Genomic DNA, 25104 nt, shown 5'->3' with positions numbered 1-25104 from the left:
GCATAAAAGGACTGTCACCGGGACAGTCCTTTTGTATGTTATGAACAGTTCACTTCCCCTTCTTCTGACAACATTACCTCCCATCCTTTCACTCCCATTTCCGTAAATGTAAATCTTACCGAGCCATGAACGTCGGTGCGAAAAACCATGACATCCTCTTGTTCCAATGTTTCAAGGACAGAGGAATGGGGATGCCCAAATCGGTTGCATCTCCCCGCTGGAATCAGAGCTGCTTTCGGCTGAATTTGTTTTATGAATTCTGGCGAAGTTGACGTCTGACTGCCGTGATGTGCGACTTTTAAGATATCAGCCCTTACGTCTCCATGTTCTTCTATAAAGCGCTTTTCACTTTCTCCTTCCATATCACCCGTAAACAGCCAATTCTCTCCATTCATTTTCATCCATAAAACAATGGATCGGTTATTTACACTGCTTTCATTTCCTTTTGGCGATAAAATAAGAAAATCAACTCCCGATGTACTCCACCTGTCGCCTTCCGATACAGCGTATACAGGTATTTTCCGTTCGCTCATTGCGGTAAACAACTCTCTTTCTCCCTCTCCTTCAAGAGGAACATTTCCATATAACACTCTTTTTACTTTTGTTTCTTCCATCACAGCAAACATCCCGCCATAATGATCCCAATGTCCGTGAGAGACGATCATTTTGTCAATTTGCTTAATTCCTCTGTGCTGCAAATATGGAACCACCACCCTGGCACCTGGATCATAAACTGACGACCGCTCCTGCCACTCTTCTCTTTCAAAAGCTACGTGACCGCCCGCATCAATTAAATACACACCTTCCCTTAATGGAAGCTCAATAAGAATACTGTCTCCCTGCCCCACATCAAGCAGCGTTACATATCCATTTTTATCAAGATAAGGCACAGCCAGCTGAATACCTGCAGCCATCACCCATAGTGAAGAAGCAGCGACAATTGCTCTTTTTTTCTTTTCAAAAGATAGAAACAGGACATAAGTGGTTATTATAAATAATCCCATTATGACCAAGGAGGGCTTGCCAAACACGGCTTGGGCCTCTGGAATACTTGCTGCCAGATTCAGCACCTCGTGTGATAACGTGACAATGGAAGTAAAAGGAATAATAAAGAGGTTGTAGGCTGGAGGAAACCAAAGGGAAAGGAAAAATAAAATAAAGGAACCTGGAAGAACGAAAAGAGAGATAAACGGTATAAAAAACAAATTAAGCGGATAGCTGAGGAAAGAAACCGAGTAAAAATGGAGAACCAGTAAAGGAAAAGAGGAAAGCTGGGCAATAAGGCTGACAAAGCAAAGTTGAAAAGCCGCTCCCTTTACTTTTGAAAAAATTTTATGACTTGAGACAAGCAGGGAAAAGCTCACTAGAAAAGACAGCTGAAAGCCGATATGAAAGAGATAATAAGGGTTGTGCCACAATAAAAAAATAAATACCCAGGCTATTGTATCTATAGGTGAAATGGGAAGCTTCGATTTTAAGCAAATCAACACAAGTAACGTCATCATGGAAGCTCTTATCACTGAAGGAGCACCGCCTGCTAAAATAATGTACGCCGGGAGAAACGCAATTAGAAGACTGTACGTATGTTCCCGGGTGATTCCCAGACGGATGAATATGTAGAACAAAGTTCCAGTGATAATACCAACATGAAGGCCTGATACTGCGAGCAGGTGGACTAGTCCCAACCTTTGATAAGATGAAAGAAGGTCAGGTTCCAATAGGGTTCTTTCTCCAAAAATGAGAGCTGCTATTAGTCCTTGTACGTCCTCAGGAAAAACGTTTTCAATCCAGTGAATGCCCTCGTGCCTCCATACTTTCAGCCTGTCCTTCATATCAGTAACCTCGGAAAGACAGTGGGATGCTGTGAAATGATCCGGCGTAAAAACCCAATGTGCAGATTGCCTGTACAGATATTGCTGATAGTCAAAGGCTCCGAAATTGGAAGGTTTTGAAGGAGGAGATAGTGAACCATGCAGCCGGCAGTGAAGTCCCGGCGTAAGAGTTTGCAGTTCTTCTTTTTCTTCTGGGGAAGAAATAATATAGCTTACAGGAAGGGTTTCTTTGTGAGGAAGAGAGAGGGTCATCGTCAACAGGTTACCATCTATATCAGGGCCTGCCATAATCTTTCCGTCAACAAAGGAGGTTTCAGGAGAGAGTGAAGTTACGTTATTGCTGTCTGCAGCCATCCCTCTAAAGAGGGATATAAGAAATATGCAGACAATAAAAAGACAAACGCTATGTTTTTCTTTTTTTAGAAAGCAAAGGACAAGAAGAAGGAAAAATCCTCCTCCTGCCGCCTTCGCCGAAATTTCAATCGCTGCAGCTGTACCCAAGCATGCTGCCAGCGCCAGCAAGTAAACCTTGCCTTTCACCCATTCATCACCTGCTTTTCTCAAGAGGATGTGAATAACTGGTTTGCTCTTTCATGCAAATCCTTCATTTCACCGGAATCTACACCGGCTTTTTCTAATTTCTTGAGCAGGTCTGCGGTAAAGGAAAGTTTTTCACTTTTATTATAGTCCAGAACTGTATCTTCAAGTTCTTCCTGCTCGACACTCACACCCGCTTTTTGAAGGATATCCTGTGCATACGGGTGATTTTTGTAGTCTGTAGCATAAATGACTTTTTTTATTCCGCTTTGGATAATTGCTTTGGCACAATGAACGCACGGAAAATGAGTGACATAAAGTTCCGCTCCCTCTGTAGCCACCCCAAACTTGGCGCATTGTAAAAGAGCATTCATCTCAGCGTGGATCGTACGAATACAGTGACCATCCACGACATAACAGCCTTCATCCAGACAGTGATCTCCGCCTGAAATTGACCCATTATAGCCCCCTGCGATAATCCTTTTATCTCTGATAATCGTGGCCCCTACCATCAATCTCGTACATGTACTCCGTAAAGCAAGCAAATGACTTTGTGCCATATAATATTGATCCCAGGAGATTCTCTCCATGCTTTTCACTCCTACACAATCTATTTCAGATAATAGTGTAGAGCAGGAACGTCCAGCCGTCAAAGCTTTCTTTACTCCTGGCTTCTTTTTATGGCTTGATCAAGGTCAGCGATAATATCGCTGCTATGCTCAATGCCCACTGAAAGACGGATAAGATCAGGGGTAACACCTGCAGCTTTTTGCGCCTCCTCGGTTAATTGCTGGTGAGTGGTGCTTGCAGGATGAATCACAAGCGATTTAGCATCTCCCACGTTTGCAACATGCGAATGAAGCTTTAAAGAATCAATCAGTTTCTTGCCTTCTCTTAACCCCCCTCGTATTCCAAAGGTCAAAATAGACCCCTGCCCTTTAGGTAAATACTTCCTGCCAAGCTCATATGTTCTATGAGATTCAAGGCCTGGATAATTTACCCAGTCCACTAGTTCATGGCCTTCTAAATATTGTGCTACCTTAACGGCATTCTCACAATGGCGCTCCATGCGAAGGTGGAGAGTTTCAAGCCCTTGAAGTAATAAAAAGGAATTCATTGGAGCAATAGCCGGACCCAGGTCTCTGAGCAATTGGACTCTTGCTTTAATAATATATGCCAGGTCACCGACTGCTTCTGTATAGACTACGCCATGATAACTTGGATCCGGTTCGGTCAGCCCAGGAAACTTTCCATTCTTCCAATTAAACTTGCCGCTGTCCACAATAACTCCTCCAATAGAAGTTCCATGGCCCCCAATAAACTTCGTTGCAGAGTGAACAACGATATCTGCTCCATGGTCAAAGGGCCGGCATAAATATGGCGTAACCAGCGTAGCATCAATTATTAAAGGAATGTCATGACTATGTGCCACCTCGGCTATTTGTTCAATATCAAAAATATCACCATTTGGGTTGCCTATCATTTCGCCAAAAACAAGTTTTGTTCTTTCATTGATCTTTTCCTCATAGGCTCCTGGGTTGTTTCCTTCGACAAGGTGAACCGTAATCCCTAGCTTAGGTAAAGTGTGCATAAACAAATTATAAGTACCGCCATAAAGCCCGCTGGATGCTACAATTTCATCCCCGCTTTCACATAAATTTAAAATAGCAAGGTGAATGGCTGAGCTTCCGCTTGCCGTTGCCAAAGCTCCCACACCGCCTTCCATTTCAGCTACTCTTTTTTCAAACACATCCTGGGTAGGGTTCATTATTCGGGTGTATATGTTCCCAAATTCAGATAAGGAAAAGAGATTAGCAGCATGGTCAGTGTCTTTAAAACCATATGACGTTGTCTGATAAATAGGCACTGCCCTTGCCTGAGTAGCAGAGTCAACTTCCTGACCGCTATGCACGGCCATTGTTTCTAATTTCCATTCATTCTTACGTTCCACCACTTCTCCTCCTCATGCAGCAAGCTGCAATTCTATTAATCTACAGAAATATACTCCTTCATTTGTTCTATTGACTTTGGTCCAATTCCTCCTACTTTTTCTAAATCAGTAATTTCACTAAACCGTCCATGATCCTCTCTATAGGTAATAATCGCTTGAGCTTTAGCCGGGCCAATCCCGGGAATGGCTTCGAGTTCTACAGCATCAGCGTAATTCACCCGGATTTTAGTGGGACCGCTGTCAGTCCCGAAATGAAGTTCTCCTTCACCATGCTCCCCTTCTCTCGGTACATAGATCACCATTTCATCCCGTAATGTTTCTGCTAAATTCACGTGTCTCTCATCTGCTTCATCTGTTAACCCCCCTGCTTTTTCAATCGCATCAATAACTCTCTTTCCTTCCTCCATTTCATAAACCCCTGATACTTTCACTTCTCCTTTTATGTCTATTTTAATCCATAGCGGGTCAGCCTGTATGTGTTCCTCCTTGTTGACCTCCTCATCTGAATAAATATCTTCTTCCTGGCTCCAATGTGAAAATTGCAGCTCTTCTGTATTGTCATTAGAAAGAAACCAAAGTACACTAAGTGTGGTTAAAATACACCCGCCGGCTATATAGCTTATCCATTTAACCTTTTGCAGCAAAACAAAACACCTGCCTTTGTTGAAAATAGGAGGAATATAACATGAGTGTTCATCAAGCGATATCAGGACAAATAGAGAAACGTTTACTAAAAGAAAAAGAATTTTTGGCACTTGACCTGCGTAGAGAAGAGGCAATTGAAGAAACACTGACACAGGCCAAAAAAGACCCTGGAGAAATTTCAGTACAGCGTATTAACCAAATTACAAAGGAAATGAATCAAATTGCGGCACAATACCGGTTTCCTCAGCGAAAAAACGTGACAAAAGAAATGATTCAGTCATACATTAATCGAAAGTCATAAAAAAAGTCACTTTCTCATATCGTTGAGATAGTAAAGAATAAGGGAAAAGTATGGGGGTCATACTGAGCCTTTAAAGGAGGCATATAGTATGCAGGTGGGTGTCATTGGGACTGGAAACATGGGAAGGATATTAGTGGAAACTATTGTGGAAAGCGGAGCTGCTCAAAAGGAAGAAATGATTATTACAAATCGCACGCTGGATAAAGCCAAAAAGTTGGCAGATGCTTATCCCGGCATAAAGCTGAAAAAGAAGATCTCTGATGTAGTAAAACAAAGCAACTTACTATTTGTTTGTGTAAGACCTTTACAATTTCCAGATGTTCTTCAGGAGATCGCTCCCTATGTAACAAGAGATCACATTGTTTCCTCAATCACAAGTCCGATAGAAGTCAGTCAGCTGGAACAATCGCTTCCCTGTAAGGTTATGAGATCTATACCAAGCATAACAAATCGTGCTGGTAAAGGCGTCTTGTTGTTGACCTACGGTTCGAACTGGGAAGATCACGAAAAAGAAAAGATCGCAAAATGGTTTTCGGATTTCAGCCACCCTCACGAGATTGAAGAAAAAGTAACTCGTGTAGCAAGCGACATAGTAAGCTGCGGGCCTGCTTTCTTTAGCTATCTGCTTCAGTCTTTTATAGATGCTGCGGTAAGTGAAACGGAAATTGAGAGAAAGGATGCAGAGTACCTGACTGCAGAAATGATCCAAGGGTTATCCTCTCTTTTTGAAAAGGGATTTTATACACTTCCTTCCTTGCAGAAAAAGGTCCACGTTCCAGGTGGAATTACTGGTGAGGGACTTAAAGTTCTCCATAGACAATCAGAGGGAATGTTCGAAGATTTGTTTAAGGCAACACATGAAAAGTATTACGAGGATAAAGAACTGCTCGCTGATAAATTTACGAAGAGACAGGACTCTTAAAGAGCCTGTCTCTATCTTACTGAAAAGTCTTATTATTGTAAATCTTTTTTAATTGCAGTAAAAAATAACCTGTCACTGCCTTGACCGGGAGGTTGGTCCGTAAAATCAGCAGTAACTCTTACATTTTTAAATCCCTGTGCCCTGAGCATATCTTCATACTCCTGCTGAGAAAAGGTCCGCTGATAGTGAAATTCGTCAAATCTTCTATATCTGCCGTCTTCTTCTTTAATAAAAAACGTCAGTTCATGCTCCACTGAGTATGGGTCCTCGCCATTATAACAATTCCATATACAGCTTCGATTTTCTAACGATTCAGCAAACTGAAACCCTGCAAGTTCATCTTCCATGTACGAAAGAGAATGAACGTCAAATAATAACAGTCCTCCTGTTTTTAAATGAGAATAAAAGGAAGCAAAAGCTTTTTCCACATCCTTTTTTGTTAAAAGGTAATTTAAAGAATCGCACGTTACTATAACAGTATCAAAAACTCCTAACCCTTCGAGTTCTCTCATATCCTGGCAAAAAAGTCGGGATCCCTGATCTTTTGGCATTTTCTCGTTAGCGACTGCAAGCATTTCCTCTGAAGCATCAACACCATCTATTCGGTATCCTTTTTTTATCAAATCAGTCATGATCGTACCTGTACCGCAGCCCACATCTAACAAATGAGGAGCTGTCACTTCATTTGCAGTTAATGTTTTTTCTATCCATACTACCCACTCTTTATAAGGAGCCTCCTCCATTAATTCATCATAATAATAAGCAAAGCCTTGGTAGGCGCTCATTTTGGTCTCCTCCTTACTTTTATAAAATATTACTTATATACAATTATCCTTGTCTGTGAAGGCAGGAACTCCGGCCGTCAAAAAACGCCGACCCCGCTTTAGGATCGGCGTTTTTTATAATTAATTTAACACCTTTTCAAGCTCTACATATTGGGCATCTCCCCAGAGTTTTTCAAGGTTGTAGTATTGGCGGTCATCCTTGTGGAAAATATGCACTACAACGTCTCCAAGATCAACTAATACCCATTTCGCTTGCTCATACCCTTCAAGGCGTTTTACCTCATATCCTTCTTCCTGGGCTGCTTTCTTAATTTCGTGAGCAATAGCCTGGACCTGCTTATGGGAATTACCATGACAGATAACAAAATAATCTGCGATTAGGGAAATTCCTTTCATATCTAGCGCTACAATGTCCTCAGCTTTTTTATCATCTGCTCCCTGCACAGCCATTTGAAGAATAGTATTATCTTGCATTTAAACACCTGACCTTTCGATTTTTATTTTTTTTCTAACACCAGTTCGTTATATGCAGCCAGTGTTTCCGGAAAAACAGGCTGGCCTTTTTGCAGTAAAAATTGAATGGTATTGCGAAGAGACATAATAATTGCACTGTCCAGATTGTTGTATGCTTCTTTCCTGACCTCTTCCACTCCTGGAAAAGAACGATTAGGCTCGATATAGTCGGCAATAAAAATAACCTTCTCCAGTAATGTCATTCTCGCTTGTCCGGTAGTATGCCAGTATATAGCAGAAAGTATTTCCTTATCCTTAATACCTGCTTCCTTTTCAACTAAAAAGGCTCCTGCAGGTGCATGAAGAAGAGCATCTCCATACCTTGGGAATTCTTTACTGACTTTCTGCTCCTCAATGATATCAAGCATTTCACTTTTTGAACGAAACTTCGCATAATCATGGAAAATAGCAGCTGTCTCAGCTTTTTGTACGTCTGCCCCGTATAATTTCGCCAACTCCACGGCAGTTTCTGTAACTCCTAATGTATGCGTGTAACGTTCACCTGTCAACTGTTCCTTTACAATTTCAAGAGCAGTGGCTCTATTCATATAATCCCCTCTCTTTAATATATTCTCTCACTGAATCAGGGACTAAATATTGAATATTTTTTCCCATTTTAACCCTCAAACGAATATCAGTGGAAGAAACATCAAGCTGCGGGGCTTCCATTATTAAGATCCCTTCCTGAAAAGGTGGTGATGATTTATATGGCGGACGGGCGGCTACCGTAAAAGTGACCAATTTCTTAAGAGCATTAATTTCATGCCACGTATCCAGCTGCTCTGCCATATCGCCCCCTATAATAAAATAGTATTCATGAGACGGGTTTTCTTTCTTAAGTTGTTTAATTGTATCTATTGTAAAGGAAGGACCACCACGTTCAAGTTCTATAGTAGAAAGTTTAAAGAAGGGATTATCATTTATAGCAAGTTGAATCATTTCTTTTCTTTGACGATTACTCGTCGTCGAAGATCTCTGTTTATGAGGAGGTACATTTACTGGTATAAACCAAACCTCGTCGAGCCCGCATTCCGTTAAAGCTTCCTGAGCTATCATCAAGTGAGCATGATGAGGTGGATCAAACGTTCCTCCGAGTATTCCAACTTTTATTGCCACTGAGATTCACTCCTTAGAATTTAAGGAAGCTCTATAGATTTATTTTCCTTTGATTCCTTATATAAAACAATTGTATTGCCGATCACCTGGACAATTTCTGCTTTTGCTCCTTTACCTACTGCTTCTGCTACCTCATGTTTATCATCCATGCAATTTTGAAGTACGCTTATTTTAATTAATTCCCGTGCTTCCAGGGCATCAATCACCTGTTTTATTAAATTCTCATTTACTCCTCCTTTTCCAACTTGGAAAATAGGCTTTTGGTGATGAGCCTGGCTCCGGAGAAATCTCTTTTGCTTACCAGTTAACTTAGTCATTTTTGCCTCCTAATTGTTGTAACACGGTCTTGGTCATGATTTCCAGGTCAGCTTCCTGTCCCGTCCACTTTTTAAACGCCAGAGCGCCCTGCCTCACGAACATTCCAATTCCGCTGTGGGTCACGGCACCTCGTTTCTCCGCTTCAGCCAGCCACCTTGTTTGTAAAGGATTGTATATAAGGTCGCTTGCAATTGTCTTTGGTTTCATCCCTTCTACACTCATCGGCATCTCGTCAGTGTTTGGACTCATACCAATTGAAGTGGTGTTAATAATAACATCAAATTCTGAGAGCATTCCTTCTGCTTTTTCCTTGCTGATTACCTGACCTCCGCAGTCCTTGGATAGGGCTTCAGCCCTTTCCTGGGTTCTGTTTGTGATCATTAGATCGTTTACCCCGTAACGGCATAAAACGGTAACTACCGCTCTTGACGCTCCCCCAGCACCTATTACAAGGATCTTATAATCAGAAATATCAGGACCAGTCACTTCAAGAAGTGATTCAAGATATCCCTGTCCATCTGTGTTATATCCAGTTAATACACCATTTTCATTTACAATGGTATTGACAGCTCCAATGATCCTGGCTTCTTCATCAATATGATCCAGATGCTTCATGATTTCAACCTTGTGGGGAACCGTGACATTAGCTCCAGCAATGGAAAGGGCCTTGATTGCCTCCACTGCTTCTTTTATTTTTCCAGGCTCCACGTCAATAGCGTGATAATGATGAGGCATATTCAGCAATGAAAATTGTTCATTGTGCACAATCGGCGACATAGAATGACCAACCGGGTGGCCAAACAACACATACAAGTTTCCCATTTCTTTTTTCCTCCCCCGAACCTCTCTATTTAAAGAATTGTATTTCATTTTATTTACGAATGAGGCTCGCTCGCTTATCTATATTAAAAAAATCAACACTCTTCATAACAGAACCAAAGGATTAAATAATACCCTCACGTATGGTGACATGAGACCCCTCTGGTACATATACAGCAATTTTTGCCCCCGCTTCACTTACATTAATCCATCCCAAGCCGGAAATCACCACGTCCGTTTTCTCCTCTTTAATGGTGATCTCCTGGCGTTTTAAAGGCGGAAACTCTTTGGCTGTTTCCTTACCAGGAGGAGACAGCATATCTCCTAAGTGATTTTCATAAAGCTCGTCAGCTTTTTCTGTCTTTGTCCTGTGAATCGAAAGATCGTTTGCAAAATAACAAACAAAGGAGTTTCTTTCTCCTTGAAGGAAATCCAACCGTGCCATGCCGCCAGCATAAAGAGTTTGTCCTTCATTAAGCTGAAAAATCTTTGGCTTGATCTCTTTCCTGGGAGTGATTTCCTTTAATTCCTTTTGGCTGACAAAATGAGCCATTTGATGGTGATTAATAATCCCAGGGGTATCGAATAGGCTCTTTCCATCTTCTAACGGTATATCAATCATATCAAGAGTCGTTCCTGGAAAGTGAGAGGTCGTGATTAGCTCCTCATCTCCCCCTCCGAATTGCTTAATAAGGGAATTTATGAAAGTGGATTTACCTACATTTGTACAACCTACAATATAAACATCACGATTCTTCCTATATTGTTCAATTGCTTCTGCTACTTTGTCGATGTCGTATTTCTTTTCAGCACTCATGAGCATGACATCAGCCGGCTTCAGTCCCAGTTCCTTCGCAGACTTTTTCATCCATTGGATCACTTTATTTTGCTTTACAGATTTAGGGAGCAAGTCAGCTTTATTTCCGACGAGAAGGACTTGATTGTCTCCTACGAAACGATGAAGGCCGGGGAGCCAGCTTCCGTTAAAATCAAAGATATCTACAATTTTTACTATAAGAGCATCTGTCTGCCCTAACTGATTTAAAATCGCAAGAAAATCATCATCTGTTAAAGGCACATCCTGCACCTCATTATAGTGTTTTAAACGAAAACACCTTTGACACGTAATAACATCCCGCTCTAATGCTGATGGCGGGGTATAACCAATTCCCTGCTTATCTTCAGTTTGAATCGTTACCCCACACCCTGTACATACAATTTCCTGTTCACTCACGATTGGAATCCTCCCATTGGATAAGCCCTCTTTTTTTCAAACGTTTAAGCACTCTGCGCTCAACCCTTCTGTTAATCTTCGTAAAAAAACCATCAGTGGAAGCTACCGGAACCACTAATATTGTCTTAAACCTGGCTCTGTTGCCTCCAAATACATCCGTCAGTACCTGGTCTCCCAGTACAACAACCTCTTCTCGCTGCAGCCCCATCTCTTGACAGGCTTTTACAAAAGCTTTTCTGCTTGGTTTCTTGGCGGAATGAATAAAACCTATCCCTGTTGGCTCAGAAAACAAACGGACACGTCTTTCGTTATTATTAGAAACAATAGTGATCTTGAATCCACTGTCCCTTACTTTTTTAAACCATTCAAGAAGTTCAGGCGTAGCCTCAGGCCTGTCCCATTCCACTAACGTATTATCAAGGTCCGTAATGATCCCTTTAATGCCCTCTTCTTTCAGTTTAACCACATCAAGTTCATACACACTCTCAATAAACTCATCCGGCATAAATTGTCGCAGCACTCAATTCACCCTCATTCTTAGCATTCTCCGTCATTATGTTTTTCTTAACCGTACCATTATGTAACTAAACTGAAAGTATAACGATAATAGGCTCTTTTTTCAAATATGCTAACTTTTTTCCAAAACTTTTCGACAAAAACCAAGCTCGTTTCATGGTTGTGGATAATTATATCCCCAAATTAACAACCGACAGTACCCTGAAAAATGAATTTATATACAGATTGTACACAATTTATCCACGGGAAATTGTGGATAAATCGAACGATTGTTCTCTTACCCATTACATGATAACATTTGATTTAACAAATTGAATCTGATTCCCACCTACATACATGAATAAGTCATAAAAGTGAATAAATGAAGGAGGTGACCATCCGCTTATCAAGCGGATTTACCTATGGAACAATTGCCAGATGATTTGCTAGTGGAAGCATATCTGAAAGCCGTATCCCTTCGTCTTAATGAAGACTTTATTCAATTAATTGAATCTGAACTTGAGCGCCGTTCACTTCATGTCCGTCTTCCAGTGACAAACAGAATGTCATCTTGAGTTCATTTAAAAAAGCAGCCGTTTCTTTTTAAACGGCTGCTTTTTTATGAACTCTGCTCATCTTCAATCCCCTGATAAATTCGAATGTATTCCCTTGGGAGAAAGGGTTCAGGCCTGGCATCAGTCATTGGGGTCTCCACTTGAAAAATCTCAAACTCATTTTCATTGCTCTCCGGGGGCATACTAGGAAATGGCCGGGAGGTGTACGAATTTAATGCAAAGGCAAGACTGAAAAGAGAAACAAAGATTGCAATTGAAACACCAGCTTTTCTTTTCATATTGAAAAATTCCTTCCACCAATACTATTTTAGCGTTAGGTTCGCCTTTTTCGACACTTTTTATACGTCTTGAGAGTAAGGAGGATAAGGAAGAAATAAGACAATCAGTTTCCAAACTTTACTTTCACAAAACCTTCAATATAAAAAAAATTCAGCTTGGAACAGCGTATTTCTTCCTATATATAAATCCTGTAAACCCGAAAGGAGTCGCAATGCACCAAGGGTGCAACAACAAAAATTTTAGGTTATAATTTGACATAGCTTTGCAATTGTTCGGTCTATTGGAGTAAAGAACACCTAGTTCATTTCACCCGAGGAATTGAAGTTCTCTTATGCAGGAAGCTGATTTTCTACAGTTAGCGCATTGTTTTGTCTGCATAATTTTACATTTTTTTGCATTTTCCATTAAAAAAATAAAAGGAGGTTTTTTTGTTCATGACTCTGCTGCACTGGGCTGTCTTATCACCATTCTTGCTAGCTATACTCATTCCATTCTTATATAGATATGCAAGAGCTGTTCATACCGGCTGGTTTGTTATGATTCTTCCAGCTGTGTTATTTATCTACTTTTTAACCTTTCTTCCTGTTACCTCTGGGGGAAGTGTAGTAGAACAAACTGTTCCATGGGTTCCTTCCCTTGGCATCAATTTTACGGTTTATGTTGATGGATTGAGCTTACTATTTGCTCTCCTGATTTCGGGTATTGGTGCTTTGGTTGTTCTTTATTCCATTTTCTATTTATCAAAGAAAACCGAACGATTAAATAATTTTTATGTGTACCTTCTTATGTTTATGGGGGCAATGTTTGGAGTAGTCCTCTCAGACAATTTAATTGTGCTTTATGTTTTCTGGGAGTTGACAAGTCTTGCTTCTGCTCTGTTAATCAGCTACTGGTACCATAGAGAGAAGTCTACATACGGTGCCCAAAAGTCTATGCTGATTACAGTATTTGGCGGATTTGCAATGCTTGGGGGCTTTATCCTGCTTTATGTTATGACTGGAACCTTCAGCATACGCGGGATTATTGAACAAGTGGATGTAGTGGCAGCAAGTCCTCTATTTCTGCCGGCTATGCTGCTGGTACTTCTTGGTGCGTTCACCAAATCAGCTCAGTTCCCGTTTCACATCTGGCTTCCAGATGCTATGGAAGCTCCAACACCGGTCAGTGCGTATCTGCATTCAGCCACGATGGTTAAAGCAGGTATTTATTTAGTTGCCCGCTTAACACCTGTGTTTGGCGGATCGGCTGAGTGGTTCTGGATACTGTCCAGCTTTGGTATTGTGACCTTGGTGTGGGGATCTATTTCTGCGGTCCGGCAAAAGGATTTAAAAGGAATCTTAGCCTTTTCCACGGTCAGTCAGCTTGGATTGATTATGACACTTCTTGGTCTTGGTTCTGCTTCTCTTGCTTTTGGTTTCGGAGAAGATACTATGCTTTACAGTGCTGCTACACTCGCTGCCATCTTTCATTTAATTAACCATGCAACCTTTAAAGGAAGTTTGTTTATGGCTGCGGGGATTGTGGACCACGAAACAGGTACAAGGGATATAAGAAAGCTGGGCGGCCTGATGTCTATTATGCCGATTACTTTCACTGTTTCCTTAATCGGTACGGCTGCTATGGCTGGTCTGCCTCCATTTAATGGATTCCTCAGTAAAGAGATGTTCTTTACCGGAGTTTTAAATGCGATGTCTTTTGAAGGCTTCAATATGCAGACCCTAGGACTCTTGTTCCCTGTCTTTGCCTGGATCGCCAGTGTATTTACTTTCTTGTACTGTTTGATTATGTTCTTTAAAACCTTTACAGGTGACTTTAAGCCTGAAAACTATGACAAGCATGTACACGAAGCTCCTGCCGGTATGCTCATCAGCCCGGTGGTCCTTGCGTCCCTCGTCATTATTTTCGGTCTGTTTCCGAATCTATTAGCGTACTCAGTTATCGAACCGGCGATGGCTTCCATTTTGCCAAACCTTCTGGCTGAGGGAGAAACGTTTTATGTAAATATTTATCATTGGCACGGATTTAATACAGAGTTATTTATGACGCTAGGTGTTGTTGCTTTTGGCTCCCTTCTTTACGTGAACATGAACAAATGGTCCGCCATGAAAGTCTATATGAAAGAAAGAGACCCTCTTAACGGTTTATATGATAATTCTTTGGACTGGTTAATTGTCGGTTCTCAAGGTGTGACTCGTGTTCAAATGACTGGGCTGCTGAGAGACTACTTTGCCTATATGCTAGCGTTTATGATGCTTTTGTTTATTTACAGCTTCATGAGATATGATGCTTTTGCTATTGACCTGGAAAACGTAGCACCGATTTCATGGTATATGTGGATCCTTACAGGAATTTTTATAGCGACAACAGTCGTGATTCCATTTATAAACAAACGAATCACAGCCATTATTGTCGTAGGCGTTATCGGATTTTTACTGGCTCTATTCTTTGTTATATTCCGGGCACCGGACTTAGCACTCACACAGCTTCTTGTGGAAACTGTTATGGTTGTTCTGTTCCTTCTTGTCTTTTATCACCTGCCTGAACTTAGAAAAGAATCGTTCAAACCGGCTTTCAAGGTTACTAATGCGATTATCGCCGTAACAGTTGGTACTGTCGTCACACTCATTGCTTTCAGTGCCCATGCGATGCGCCATCAAAATGGTTTTGAAGCGATCTCCCAATTCTTCATTGATAACTCCTATGAGCTCGCAGGCGGTCTGAATATGGTTAACGTTATACTTGTTGACTTCCGTGGTCTCGATACGTTACTGGAAGTACTCGTTCTTGCCGTTGCTGCCCTAGGTGTTATCACAATGATTAAACTTAAAATGACGGGGAGGGAAGATGTGTGAAGACAAATAACGTAATGCTTCATACTGTTACGAAAATTGCTGCCTTTATCATTCTTACCTTCTCTGTGTTTCTCTTTTTTGCAGGACACAATAATCCAGGAGGCGGTTTTATTGGAGGCTTAATGACTGCCTCTGCCCTCCTGCTTTTATACGTAAGTTATGATATTAAAAGTATCCGGAAAGCTATTCCGTTTAACTATGTTCATATTATTGCAGCCGGCATGCTGATTGCCATCGTAACAGGTATTGTCGGTATGTTTATAGGAGATCCTTTTCTCACCCAGTACTTTGATTATTTTGACCTTCCAATATTGGGGGAGACAGAATTAACTACCGCTCTTCCATTTGATTTAGGTATCTATATGGTCGTTGTCGGTATTGCACTTGTCATTATTTTAACGATTGGAGAGGATACTTAATGGAAATTTTAATGTCCATCACTGTGGGTGTCCTCTTCATGGTTGGCACTTACATGATATTAACGAAGAGTATCTTACGTGTTGTACTCGGTATTGTCCTGATGTCTCATGGAGCTCACCTTCTGCTTCTTACAATGTCTGGTTTAAAAGAAGGGGCTCCGCCATTATTAGGAGAAGAAGCTACCTACTATTCAGACCCGCTTCCTCAAGCTTTAATTCTGACTGCCATTGTAATCAGCTTTGGTGTTACAGCTTTCTTACTGGTTTTGGCATACAGGACATACAAAGCTCACAAAACGGATGATCTTGATAAATTGAGGGGTACTGCCGATGAATAGTTTAGTCTTATTACCAGTTCTGCTCCCTTTTCTAATGGGGACCATTCTCATATTCTTTGTCAAAAAGCATAAGGTTCAACGAGTCATCAGCGGATTAACTGCCATTGCCCTTCTGGCCATTACCATTACTCTTGCGATTGTCGTTTATCAAGATGGCATTATGACGATGGAGATGGGTAACTGGCAGCCTCCGTTTGGTATCGTTCTTGTAGCTGATATGTTTGCTACTATGATGCTGATTTTATCAAGTATCGTCGGTATTACGTGTCTGTTCTTTGCCTTTAGAACCATAGCTACTGAACGAGAAAAATACTATTTTTACCCGTTTTACTTCTTCCTTTTAACAGGGGTAAACGGCTCCTTTTTAACGGGTGACCTGTTTAACTTGTTTGTATTCTTTGAGGTTATGCTCATTTCTTCCTTCATTCTTATTGTTATAGGGGGAACAAACTACCAGCTCAGGGAATCCTTTAAGTACGTCGCTATTAATATCTTTGCTTCCATCTTCTTTGTAGTCGGAGTGGCATATATCTATGCGGTAACAGGAACTCTGAACTTTGCTCACCTTGCTGAAAGAGTCGGTGAAGTAGAACAGCAAGGAATTATTAATACCATTGCTATTCTCTTTTTGGTTGTGTTTGCTATGAAGGGTGCTTTATTCCCCCTTTATTTCTGGCTCCCACGCTCCTACTACGGGCCGCCTGCAGCTATTGCAGCCTTATTTGGCGGTTTACTTACAAAGGTTGGTATTTATGCGATAATTAGAGTGTTCACCTTAATTTTCACTCATGATCCAACCTTTACACACAACATTATTCTTGCACTAGCAGGGTTGACCATGTTCTTTGGAGTCCTTGGAGCTGTATCCCAATTTGACTTTAAACGGATTCTTTCCTATCACATTATCAGTCAGGTTGGATACATGGTTATGGGGTTAGGAATTTACACACCATTAGCGATTGCAGGGGCAATCTATTATATTGCCCACCATATTATCGTTAAAGCTGCTCTGTTCTTATTTGCAGGTGCTGCCGAGAAAATAACTGGGACAACTAATTTAAAGAAAATGGGAGGGCTCCTCGGAACTCACCCGTGGCTTGCATGGCTGTTTTTTATCTCAGCTATCTCACTAGCCGGCATTCCCCCTTTAAGCGGGTTTTTCAGTAAATTTGCTTTGATGGTCGCCGGTTTTGAAGAACAGCGTTATATTATAGTGGCTGTTGCCTTAATTGTTGGGCTCCTTACACTATTTTCAATGATGAAAATCTTTATTTATGCGTTCTGGGGAGAACAAAAGCATTCAGAGGAACAAGCTAAAATCAAAATCACGGATGTCTTGCTCCCTATCGCTCCTTTAGTCGCTCTAACTATCGTTTTAGGATTTGCCGCTGAGCCTATCTTTAGCTATTCACTAGAAATTGCTGAGGAACTATTGGACCCATCGGTTTATATTAATTCAGTTCTAGGGGAGGAGTAGAAGGTATGGCATTTCAAGTTTTATTAAACGTCATTCTTGCCATCATATGGGTTCTGCTGCAAAACAGCTTTACTCTTATCGATTTTTTCCTTGGCTATATTGTCGGGATTTTCATTCTCTTGATGCTGCGCGGTGTAGTCCCCTTTGACTTCTATATCCGGCGGGTTTATGCAGCCTTTAAGCTTGTATTGTTGTTTAGTAAAGAATTAATTTTAGCCAACATTGATATGATCAAAATTGTGCTTAGCCCGAAGATGAATATCGAACCAGGTATTGTTGCTGTTCCCACTGAACTTGAGACAGAATGGGAAGTAACACTGCTCGCTTCTCTCATTTCTTTAACACCCGGTACATTATCAATGGACTTCTCAGAAGATAGTAAGATCCTTTACATTCATAGTGTTCATGTACCTGACAGAGAAGAAGCGATCAAACAAATTCACGATACCTTCGAAAGAGCGATTAAGGAGGTAACCCACTAATGTTAGATATCATCTTGCTCGTTTCACTTGTGATTATGGCTATTTCCCTAGGGGTATGTTTTCTGCGTGCGGTGATGGGCCCAACAATGTCAGACCGTGTCGTTGCATTAGACACATTTGGTCTAATGTTAATCGGCTTTATTGGGGTCTTAATGATGATGCAGGGTACCTCTGCGTATGCTGAGGTTGTGCTGGTCATTGGGATCCTTGCCTTCATTGGGTCAGTAGCCCTGGCTAAGTTCCTGGAAGGAGGTGTCGTCATTGACAGAGGTACTGATTAGTATATTCGTCCTCATTGGAGCTTTTTTCAGCCTCCTTGCAGCCATAGGGATTATACGGATGCCTGATGTTTATGGACGGCTCCACGCGGCAACGAAAAGCGCTACACTAGGGGTTATCTCTCTTATGACAGGCACCTTTTTATACTTTCTGCTTGTTGAAGGCCTATTTGTAGCCAAATTTCTATTAGTTATTTTGTTCGTCTTCCTGACTGCTCCGTTAGCGGCCCAAATGATTTCCCGCTCTGCACACCGTATCGGGGTTTCCTTATGGGAAAAGAGCTCTATGGACGAACTTGAAGACAGCTATCCTGAAGATGTAAAGAAAAAAAGAAAACAGCAGACTTCCTGAATACCAGCTGGGATTGGCTATCAAGCCTTTCCCAGTTTTTTTCTTTCCCCCACTCATCAGTAGACTGATTTACACTCCTTGGTTAGCAGTCCTCTCTTTTACTTTTCCCAGTTAAAACATAGACGTATGTATCCTTCGAGCATCCTTTCTTGTTTCATATTTTGCCCTATGCCCCCTTGCTGTTTCAGAGCGTAACGAAATCAGGGGAAAACAGACTACATTACAGAAAGTAAAAATAATGAATGGAATAGGCCATTTTGGATGCTAGAGCTTTCTTCTTTCACAGACTGGTTCGGCGTAACCCTTACTTTTACTGCTTTTTTTTATAAAAATAAAAATTCGACATCATTCTGTTACTAAAACCTCCAATATTTGGTTATAATAGATTCCAAATACCATCAATTTTCTCGTTTTCCCTGCAAACACTTGACATGACAGGGTTTTTAAGAGTAAATTTGTAATGTACAAGCTCTATATAATTAGGAATGAAAGGGAGTTTTTTCATGAACAAAACAGATTTGATTAATGCGGTAGCTGAACAAGCAGACCTTTCTAAAAAGGATGCTTCTAAAGCAGTAGATGCAGTATTCGACAGCATTACTGATACTTTGAAACAAGGTGACAAAGTTCAGCTTGTTGGCTTCGGAAGCTTTGAAGTACGTGAGCGCGCTTCCCGTAAAGGCCGCAACCCGCAAACTGGAGAAGAAATTGAAATCCCGGCTACGAAAAACCCTGCATTCCGCCCAGGAAAGCAGCTTAAAGACAGCGTAAACTAAGATAATAATTGAATTTGAAAAGACCCTCTCTGGATTTTCCTTTGAAGGGTCTTTTCATCATTCCCCTGCAGCCTTTCCACAAAATAAAAAGAGGAGAGCCTTTGCACTCTTCCTCCTTTACAACTAATGATTAAGATTTACCTGAATTTTTCTGGTGTCTGTAAAACTCCTGAAACAGTTTAAACAGCGCCCGTTTTTCAATACGAGAAACATAGCTTCTTGAAATGCCAAGCTCCTTGGCAATCTCTCTTTGTGTTCTTTCTTTTTGCATATCCAAACCAAATCGTCCTATAACCACTTCTCTTTCTCTTTTATCAAGGGTATCCAAATATGCAAGAACTTGTTTTTTTTCCATTTTTAATTGGATAGCATCTGCGATGTCGGGCCCCTCTTCCTGTAATACATCGATGAGTGAAATCTCATTTCCTTCTTTGTCGCTTCCAATCGGATCATGAAGAGATACATCTTTTTTTACCTTTTTTAATGCACGCAAATGCATGAGGATTTCGTTTTCTACACACCTGGCTGCATAAGTTGCTAATTTTGTCCCTTTATCAGGGGAATAGCTTTCTATGCCTTTTATCAGGCCGATAGTACCTATGGAAATCAGATCTTCTGTATCTTCCCTGGTATTTTCAAATTTCTTTACAATATGAGCAACTAAGCGCAAGTTATGTTCAATTAGAATATTCCGAGCATGCTGGTCGCCTTCCTGCATCCTTTGAAGGTATTCTTTTTCTTCTTTTTTTGAAAGAGGCTGAGGGAAAGCATTATTTTTTACATAAGAAACAAAAAGAAGAATCTCTTTCATTGCATAAGCGAGAGCTGCAAGTACACCGGACAAACGCCGCACCTCCTCTTGCATGCATTTAATACAATGTATGCAAACATAAGCTTGGCTTTGTCTGTCCCAGTCCTTTTCGTTCAGAAAATACAACAGCTACTCTTTGTCAGGCTCTTCCGCCTCCCCTGCCAGTTGCGATTCGCTCATTTCTTGAATTATCTTTTTTTCCTCTTCTGTCAGCGGTCTTCCTAATCGCTCTTCAAATTCTTTCTTTATGGTGTAATACAACAACGATAAACTAGACAAATGATCACCTTATCAATACATTATTCAATTACCTAATCCTAAACTCCCTTAATATTACCAAAAAAGGAAATGAGATAGTATGAAATTGTGTATTTTTTAAAAGTTTTTGATATAAAACTAATCCACCATTGCTTTTCTTTGATGTTAAAGATCAATTTTCGCTATAATGATGGAATAGACTTTATGACAACATTCAGGAGTGAACAAAATGGAGATAACAATCAGTCAGCCGGCACTCAAATGGTTTGAAGAAGAAATGGAGCTTAAACAAGGAGATTCGATCAGGTTTTTTGTCAGGTACGGAGGACATGCTCATATACACACAGGATTTTCTCTTGGGGTGGGAAAAGAAGCTCCCTTTGAGCCTGCAGCATCTCTAGAGAAAAATCATTGCCTGTTTTATGTTGAAGAGAAAGATATGTGGTTTTTTAAAGATCATAACCTTCAAGTAAAATACAGCCGTAAGGCGGGCGAAATTGAATTTGAATTTCCTCCTCGATCCTGATGACAGTGCAAAGATGGCACTGTCTTTTTTATCAATTATCACGAGCCTATTATTTTATTATCACCCCAGCCATTTTCTGCTAGCTCCATTACTGTCTTTCAGACAATAAAGCCTGACCAAAGAAAACAGTAAACCTGAATTCGAAAAAAAACTGCTTGCCATACAGTTGGCAAGCAGCATCAAGGGGAGAGAGTAGTGTTCGGAGAGTGTTCATGAACCCAATGGCCGCATTCAACTCTATTCATATACCCGCTGGGTGGGAACGGGTCTACTATATGAGCAGGAGAGCATCACGTACGTAGAATGAAAACGATAAGTTGAATGGCCTTGAATCACCCTGTATTTGTAGTGTAATCGAAGAAGCTGAATTGTACATTGTTTATGGAAGATCTTCTTACAGAAAAATTAAGTGTCCTGTAGAAAGCTTCAAGATTTGTATATTGCATAGGATTCAGTTGAGTTTGGAAAGCTATAGTACAAATACAAAATAGCTTTTTCTTTATATACTCAAACTTCCTTTGTTCGAAACGTGTTACTTGGATGCTTATTTAAACTATTCTTACTGTTTGAGTTTTTTTAAAACATTTACTATACTTGATAGCACAAAGGCCAAATTAACATGTAATAATAGATTGCTAAACAGTACACTTATGTCCTCGTTTTGCAGTCATGCCCAGAAGAACATATTACAGGCAATACATAAGGTTTTTGCTTTTCGCAGCGGAGCCAATAGATAAGGGGGAAAATATATGGGACTAAATAAAAGACCTATTACAGCTGACGATTTAAAAAGAATTTCAGTAGTTGGAGACCCGCAGATTTCTCCAGACGGTGAAAGGTATGCTTATGTCCAAACTCACATTGATGAAAATGAGGAATACCGCTCTCATTTGTACATTCATACCTTAGGAGATGACATTCCTGTTCAATGGACTTTCGGCAATGTGAAGGATCAGTCACCAAGATGGTCTCCGGATGGCTCAGAAATGGTGTTCTCGTCTAATCGGAGAGGCACTTCCCAGCTATGGATCATGTCAACAAGCGGTGGAGAAGCCAGACAGCTCACCACTTTAAAAAATGGAGCTCATTCCCCTGTCTGGTCACCTAATGGCCGTTATATTCTCTTTTCCACTCTAATGGATCCAGACGGTGTTCCTGAAGAAGAAACAAAAGAAGACGGCAGCAAAAAGCAAAAGCCTAAACCGCTTGTTGTCGAAAGATTAAAGTATAAATCTGACATGCGTGGATTCCATGACGAAAAGCGAAATCACCTTGCTTTGTATGATCTGAAGGCCCAGAAAGTTATTCAGTTGACCTCAGGACAGTTTGACCACACTCCTGGCAGCTGGTCACCTGACAGCAAGCATGTAGTGTTTACAGCAAACAGGGAAACAGATGAGGACAGGACCTTATATCAAGACCTGTTTACCATAGACATTGAAAGCAAAGAAGTAACAAAGCTAACCGATACAACTGGTGCATTTTCTCTTCCAAACTGGTCTCCTGATGGCCAAAAAATTGCTTGTTTTGGTCATCAATATGAATTTAAAGGAGCTACGTTAAACCAAGTCTGGATCATTGACGTAGATACAAAAGAAAAAACTTGCATGACGTTGAAATGGGACGTTCAAATTGGCGATGCGATGATTGGCGACATTCGTTCCACCAGCCCCAATCCGGGGCCGGTTTGGTCTCTTGAACAAGAATATATTTACTTTACTGCCAGTGACCACGGCAATACAGGATTGTATCAAATGGACATGGAAGGCGAAATAACAACTATTCACGAGGAAGAAAATCATGTTTTTGGATTTACTTATCACAGAAACACAGACAGGTTTATCGCTGGCATCAGTGACCCTTCCAACCCAGGAGACTTCTTTAAGATCCGGAGAAACGAAAGAGGAAAAATACGCCTTACTGACGTCAACGAGAAATTTTTAAGAGAGGTTCATCTTTCCATACCCGAACCCGTTACCACAAAAGCTGAGGACGGCTGGGAAATCCATGGCTGGATCATGAAGCCTGCTGATTTTGAGGAAGGCAAAAAGTACCCTCTTGTGTTAGAAATACATGGCGGTCCTCATGCCATGTACGGAAATACGTTTTTTCATGAGCTCCAGTTGTTGGCTGCTCAGGGATATGTGGTACTTTATACAAACCCACGAGGAAGTCACGGATATGGTCAGACGTTTGTAAATGCCTGCCGGGGAGACTATGGAGGCAGAGATTATACTGATCTAATGAACGCCGTGGATCACGTACTAGAAGATTTCGACTGTATTGATCAAGAACGACTAGGTGTCACTGGCGGGAGTTATGGAGGGTTTATGACGAATTGGATCGTCAGCCACACTGATCGTTTTAAAGCGGCGGTTGCCCAGCGCTCTATTTCAAATTGGCTGAGCTTCTATGGAGTAAGTGACATTGGTTATTTCTTCACCGAATGGGAAATTGGGTATCATTTGTTTGATGATCCTGAAAAGCTGTGGCACCATTCTCCTCTCCGTTATGTAAAAAACGTCAACACACCTCTTTTAATCTTGCATGGAGAGCAGGATTACCGTTGTCCAATTGAACAAGGTGAACAGTTATTTATCGCTTTGAAGCATTTGGAAAAAGAAGTGAAATTTGTCCGCTTTCCAGAAGCAAATCATGAATTAAGCCGCAGCGGTCCTCCAACATTGCGGCTGGAGCGCTTAAATCACATTTGCAAGTGGTTTAAACAATATATCTAAAAATGAGAAAAAGAGGGGGGCTCCCCTCTTTTTCTCATTCTATCCTTAATACGGTCTATATTTTTTTTCCGTTGCAGATGTGTCTTTTGTTTTATCCTTTTTGCGATGGTCTTCCTCTTCAATCTTTTGTTCTTCAAGAGGAAGTTCATCTACAGGCATTGTTGACTGGTCACGTTCCATCTGCTTGTCCTTATCTTCTCGGAAAACCTTAGCATCACTCTCAGAAGCAGCTTTTTTATTTTGTTCTGCCACTGAAATCACCTCACTATTTTAATAGGATCACTTTGTACACTCATACCACTTATGGCGTTTTTCAAACATCCTGGTAAATAATATCAGCTTGTATTAGAAGATAAATTTTTAATAGAAAGAATATGATAAGGGGGAGGAGCCTCATTTGAATAAAAACATGGAAACTATAAAAAAGAATCTTTTAGGAAGAAAGCAAGGTGTCATTGGGGAAAAGACATCCTCAAAATTCAGTGTAGTTATTCCACTTATTCAAAAAGATGGAGAACTCCACATTCTTTTCGAAGTAAGATCTCCCTATTTAAATAGCCAGCCAGGAGAGATATGTTTTCCCGGAGGAAGAGTGGACCCCGAAGACCCATCAGAACAACACGCTGCGGTTAGAGAGCTTTGTGAGGAAGTCGGGCTAGAGGAAAAGGATGTAGAGATCATCGCCCCGCTCGATCGTTTTGTACCGCCGTTTAACCGAATCATCTATCCATATGTTGGCTTGATTGGAGAAAGTGCTAATCTTTCAGCCAATGAAGCAGAAGTAGCAGAACTGTTTACTGTCCCCCTTCATTTTTTTCAAGAAAACGAACCAGAAAAACATGAAGTATTTCTCCAAGTTAAGCCTGATGATAGTTTTCCTTATCACTTAATACCAGGCGGTGAAAATTATTCATGGCGTGTCGGCAGTATCCCAGAGTATTTTTATATATATGAAAGCTACGTCATCTGGGGACTGACAGCAAGAATTCTGATGCATTTTCTTGAGGAGGCATTTTAGTGGATTGATACTTTTCAATCACCTTTACCTCTGTTCCTTTTAAGGAGTTGTAGACTATTAACCGCAATAACCGTAGGCACCTTCCTGCTTCTTAACAACAAACAAGCAAGATCCTTATTCAGGGACCTTGCTTGTTTGTTTATAATTCCGAATCTTTTTCTTCCCAGCATTTCATGCTTATTCTATGAAGAACTATTGCAGCACCACATAACATAAATACTGTTAAAATCGTAATTTGCGGATACTCAGTGAATCCCGTATTAGTATCTGGAAGAAAAAAACCTATTGTAATAAAAGCAGCAAGAGAAAGCAATATGAAACTAAACCTCTTGTAATCCCCGGCTTTTGCCTCTATCTGCTCTTGAGAGTGTTCGGCTGATTTTCTGTCTATCTTTCTGTTGTCCATTATCCATGCACCCTTTTCTTTAATATGCATTCCTACATATTTTAACATGGA

31 protein-coding genes are annotated in these 25104 nt (G+C 40.8%); 14 read left to right on the top strand and 17 right to left on the bottom strand.

The annotated features are described in order from the left end of the window. Positions 1 to 38 precede the first annotated feature (38 nt). From CEF17_RS03390 to CEF17_RS03375, 4 genes are all read right to left on the bottom strand, one after another. Positions 39 to 2396 (bottom strand): DNA internalization-related competence protein ComEC/Rec2, encoded by a 2358-nt coding sequence (locus CEF17_RS03390; RefSeq protein WP_198508872.1) that lies wholly within the window; start codon positions 2394 to 2396, stop codon positions 39 to 41. Next, complete coding sequence (locus CEF17_RS03385; RefSeq protein WP_100398284.1) at positions 2393 to 2959, bottom strand: ComE operon protein 2; 567 nt, start codon at positions 2957 to 2959, stop codon at positions 2393 to 2395. Before CEF17_RS03385 ends, CEF17_RS03390 begins: the two co-directional genes overlap by 4 nt. A gap of 71 nt (positions 2960 to 3030) precedes the next feature. Next, the gene (locus CEF17_RS03380) at positions 3031 to 4287 is read right to left on the bottom strand and encodes a homocysteine synthase (protein WP_442857445.1); all 1257 of its coding nucleotides are present in this window, start codon (positions 4285 to 4287) and stop codon (positions 3031 to 3033) included. Between the two features lie 68 nt (positions 4288 to 4355). Continuing rightward, positions 4356 to 4964 carry a helix-hairpin-helix domain-containing protein gene (locus CEF17_RS03375; RefSeq protein ID WP_100398282.1) on the bottom strand — a complete coding sequence of 203 codons (609 nt, stop codon included), beginning with the start codon at positions 4962 to 4964 and terminating at the stop codon, positions 4356 to 4358. A 41-nt stretch (positions 4965 to 5005) separates the two neighbouring features. Here CEF17_RS03375 and CEF17_RS03370 point away from each other — a divergent pair, with 41 nt between their 5' ends. Both CEF17_RS03370 and comER read left to right on the top strand, forming a co-directional pair. Further along, positions 5006 to 5266 (top strand): DUF2533 family protein, encoded by a 261-nt coding sequence (locus CEF17_RS03370; RefSeq protein ID WP_100398281.1) that lies wholly within the window; start codon positions 5006 to 5008, stop codon positions 5264 to 5266. Positions 5267 to 5354: 88 nt separating this feature from the next. Next, complete coding sequence (comER, locus tag CEF17_RS03365) at positions 5355 to 6188, top strand: late competence protein ComER (RefSeq protein ID WP_100398280.1); 834 nt, start codon at positions 5355 to 5357, stop codon at positions 6186 to 6188. A 32-nt stretch (positions 6189 to 6220) separates the two neighbouring features. On the opposite strand, the gene CEF17_RS03360 is transcribed toward comER, so the two are convergent. The 8 genes from CEF17_RS03360 to CEF17_RS03325 form a co-directional block, all read right to left on the bottom strand. Then, the gene (locus CEF17_RS03360; protein WP_332835312.1) at positions 6221 to 7003 is read right to left on the bottom strand and encodes a class I SAM-dependent DNA methyltransferase; all 783 of its coding nucleotides are present in this window, start codon (positions 7001 to 7003) and stop codon (positions 6221 to 6223) included. A 90-nt stretch (positions 7004 to 7093) separates the two neighbouring features. Beyond that, entirely contained in the window at positions 7094 to 7447 is a 354-nt protein-coding gene (gene rsfS, locus CEF17_RS03355; RefSeq protein ID WP_100398278.1) for a ribosome silencing factor, read from the bottom strand. Between the two features lie 23 nt (positions 7448 to 7470). Continuing rightward, positions 7471 to 8034 (bottom strand): bis(5'-nucleosyl)-tetraphosphatase (symmetrical) YqeK, encoded by a 564-nt coding sequence (yqeK, locus tag CEF17_RS03350; protein WP_100398277.1) that lies wholly within the window; start codon positions 8032 to 8034, stop codon positions 7471 to 7473. Beyond that, positions 8027 to 8602 carry a nicotinate-nucleotide adenylyltransferase gene (locus CEF17_RS03345; protein ID WP_232725406.1) on the bottom strand — a complete coding sequence of 192 codons (576 nt, stop codon included), beginning with the start codon at positions 8600 to 8602 and terminating at the stop codon, positions 8027 to 8029. The genes yqeK and CEF17_RS03345 overlap by 8 nt, the downstream gene beginning before the upstream one ends. A 20-nt stretch (positions 8603 to 8622) precedes the next feature. Beyond that, positions 8623 to 8919, bottom strand: a complete 297-nt coding sequence (yhbY, locus tag CEF17_RS03340) for a ribosome assembly RNA-binding protein YhbY (protein WP_054635506.1) — start codon at positions 8917 to 8919, stop codon at positions 8623 to 8625. Further along, positions 8912 to 9742: a shikimate dehydrogenase gene (gene aroE / locus CEF17_RS03335; RefSeq protein ID WP_100398276.1), complete on the bottom strand. Its 831-nt coding sequence runs from the start codon at positions 9740 to 9742 to the stop codon at positions 8912 to 8914. The genes yhbY and aroE overlap by 8 nt, the downstream gene beginning before the upstream one ends. Positions 9743 to 9863: 121 nt before the next feature. After that, positions 9864 to 10973: a ribosome biogenesis GTPase YqeH gene (gene yqeH, locus CEF17_RS03330; protein WP_100398275.1), complete on the bottom strand. Its 1110-nt coding sequence runs from the start codon at positions 10971 to 10973 to the stop codon at positions 9864 to 9866. Then, on the bottom strand, positions 10966 to 11493 hold the full coding sequence (locus CEF17_RS03325) for a YqeG family HAD IIIA-type phosphatase (RefSeq protein ID WP_198508871.1): 528 nt from the start codon (positions 11491 to 11493) through the stop codon (positions 10966 to 10968). Before CEF17_RS03325 ends, yqeH begins: the two co-directional genes overlap by 8 nt. 397 nt (positions 11494 to 11890) lie before the next feature. Here CEF17_RS03325 and CEF17_RS03320 point away from each other — a divergent pair, with 397 nt between their 5' ends. Then, positions 11891 to 12043: a sporulation histidine kinase inhibitor Sda gene (locus tag CEF17_RS03320; protein WP_100398274.1), complete on the top strand. Its 153-nt coding sequence runs from the start codon at positions 11891 to 11893 to the stop codon at positions 12041 to 12043. A 44-nt stretch (positions 12044 to 12087) separates the two neighbouring features. Here the strand turns inward: CEF17_RS03320 and CEF17_RS03315 are convergent, their stop codons facing one another. Continuing rightward, positions 12088 to 12321: a hypothetical protein gene (locus CEF17_RS03315; RefSeq protein ID WP_100398273.1), complete on the bottom strand. Its 234-nt coding sequence runs from the start codon at positions 12319 to 12321 to the stop codon at positions 12088 to 12090. A gap of 435 nt (positions 12322 to 12756) precedes the next feature. Between CEF17_RS03315 and CEF17_RS03310 the strand changes: the two genes are divergently transcribed. The 8 genes from CEF17_RS03310 (at position 12757) to CEF17_RS03275 (ending at position 19296) form a co-directional block, all read left to right on the top strand. After that, positions 12757 to 15174 (top strand): Na+/H+ antiporter subunit A, encoded by a 2418-nt coding sequence (locus tag CEF17_RS03310; RefSeq protein WP_100398272.1) that lies wholly within the window; start codon positions 12757 to 12759, stop codon positions 15172 to 15174. After that, positions 15171 to 15593 (top strand): Na(+)/H(+) antiporter subunit B, encoded by a 423-nt coding sequence (locus CEF17_RS03305; RefSeq protein WP_232725405.1) that lies wholly within the window; start codon positions 15171 to 15173, stop codon positions 15591 to 15593. The genes CEF17_RS03310 and CEF17_RS03305 overlap by 4 nt, the downstream gene beginning before the upstream one ends. Further along, positions 15593 to 15931, top strand: coding sequence for a Na(+)/H(+) antiporter subunit C (locus CEF17_RS03300; RefSeq protein WP_054635510.1), 339 nt, complete (start codon positions 15593 to 15595; stop codon positions 15929 to 15931). Before CEF17_RS03305 ends, CEF17_RS03300 begins: the two co-directional genes overlap by 1 nt. Further along, a complete protein-coding gene (locus CEF17_RS03295; RefSeq protein WP_100398271.1) occupies positions 15924 to 17408 on the top strand; it encodes a Na+/H+ antiporter subunit D in 1485 nt (494 codons plus the stop codon). Before CEF17_RS03300 ends, CEF17_RS03295 begins: the two co-directional genes overlap by 8 nt. Before the next feature lie 5 nt (positions 17409 to 17413). Then, on the top strand, positions 17414 to 17890 hold the full coding sequence (locus CEF17_RS03290; protein ID WP_100398270.1) for a Na+/H+ antiporter subunit E: 477 nt from the start codon (positions 17414 to 17416) through the stop codon (positions 17888 to 17890). Further along, on the top strand, positions 17890 to 18171 hold the full coding sequence (locus tag CEF17_RS03285; RefSeq protein WP_054635512.1) for a Na(+)/H(+) antiporter subunit F1: 282 nt from the start codon (positions 17890 to 17892) through the stop codon (positions 18169 to 18171). The genes CEF17_RS03290 and CEF17_RS03285 overlap by 1 nt, the downstream gene beginning before the upstream one ends. Continuing rightward, complete coding sequence (mnhG, locus tag CEF17_RS03280; RefSeq protein WP_100398269.1) at positions 18152 to 18520, top strand: monovalent cation/H(+) antiporter subunit G; 369 nt, start codon at positions 18152 to 18154, stop codon at positions 18518 to 18520. The genes CEF17_RS03285 and mnhG overlap by 20 nt, the downstream gene beginning before the upstream one ends. A gap of 503 nt (positions 18521 to 19023) precedes the next feature. Further along, positions 19024 to 19296 (top strand): HU family DNA-binding protein, encoded by a 273-nt coding sequence (locus CEF17_RS03275; protein ID WP_054635514.1) that lies wholly within the window; start codon positions 19024 to 19026, stop codon positions 19294 to 19296. Positions 19297 to 19426: 130 nt separating this feature from the next. Here CEF17_RS03275 and sigK read toward each other — a convergent pair whose 3' ends face one another. Together sigK and CEF17_RS19820 are read right to left on the bottom strand one after the other, a co-directional pair. Then, positions 19427 to 20140, bottom strand: coding sequence for an RNA polymerase sporulation sigma factor SigK (sigK, locus tag CEF17_RS03270; protein ID WP_100398268.1), 714 nt, complete (start codon positions 20138 to 20140; stop codon positions 19427 to 19429). A gap of 96 nt (positions 20141 to 20236) precedes the next feature. Beyond that, complete coding sequence (locus tag CEF17_RS19820) at positions 20237 to 20386, bottom strand: hypothetical protein (RefSeq protein WP_157842910.1); 150 nt, start codon at positions 20384 to 20386, stop codon at positions 20237 to 20239. A 208-nt stretch (positions 20387 to 20594) separates the two neighbouring features. On the opposite strand from CEF17_RS19820, the gene CEF17_RS03265 reads away from it, so the two are divergent. Both CEF17_RS03265 and CEF17_RS03260 read left to right on the top strand, forming a co-directional pair. After that, on the top strand, positions 20595 to 20891 hold the full coding sequence (locus CEF17_RS03265) for a HesB/YadR/YfhF family protein (RefSeq protein WP_100398267.1): 297 nt from the start codon (positions 20595 to 20597) through the stop codon (positions 20889 to 20891). 749 nt (positions 20892 to 21640) lie between these two features. Next, the gene (locus CEF17_RS03260; protein WP_100398266.1) at positions 21641 to 23629 is read left to right on the top strand and encodes a S9 family peptidase; all 1989 of its coding nucleotides are present in this window, start codon (positions 21641 to 21643) and stop codon (positions 23627 to 23629) included. 45 nt (positions 23630 to 23674) lie between these two features. Here the strand turns inward: CEF17_RS03260 and CEF17_RS03255 are convergent, their stop codons facing one another. Further along, positions 23675 to 23881 (bottom strand): hypothetical protein, encoded by a 207-nt coding sequence (locus CEF17_RS03255; RefSeq protein ID WP_232725404.1) that lies wholly within the window; start codon positions 23879 to 23881, stop codon positions 23675 to 23677. A gap of 145 nt (positions 23882 to 24026) precedes the next feature. Here CEF17_RS03255 and CEF17_RS03250 point away from each other — a divergent pair, with 145 nt between their 5' ends. Beyond that, the gene (locus CEF17_RS03250; protein ID WP_232725403.1) at positions 24027 to 24647 is read left to right on the top strand and encodes an NUDIX hydrolase; all 621 of its coding nucleotides are present in this window, start codon (positions 24027 to 24029) and stop codon (positions 24645 to 24647) included. 139 nt (positions 24648 to 24786) lie between these two features. Here CEF17_RS03250 and CEF17_RS03245 read toward each other — a convergent pair whose 3' ends face one another. Continuing rightward, positions 24787 to 25101: a YrhC family protein gene (locus CEF17_RS03245; protein WP_100398265.1), complete on the bottom strand. Its 315-nt coding sequence runs from the start codon at positions 25099 to 25101 to the stop codon at positions 24787 to 24789. Between the last annotated feature and the right edge of the window lie 3 nt (positions 25102 to 25104).

The sequence above is a fragment of the Bacillus sp. FJAT-44742 genome, assembly GCF_002797315.1.
GTDB lineage: Bacteria > Bacillota > Bacilli > Bacillales > Marinococcaceae > Thalassorhabdus > Thalassorhabdus alkalitolerans.
Note: the sequence above shows the minus strand (reverse complement) of the source record. Positions and strands in the feature narration are given on the sequence as shown.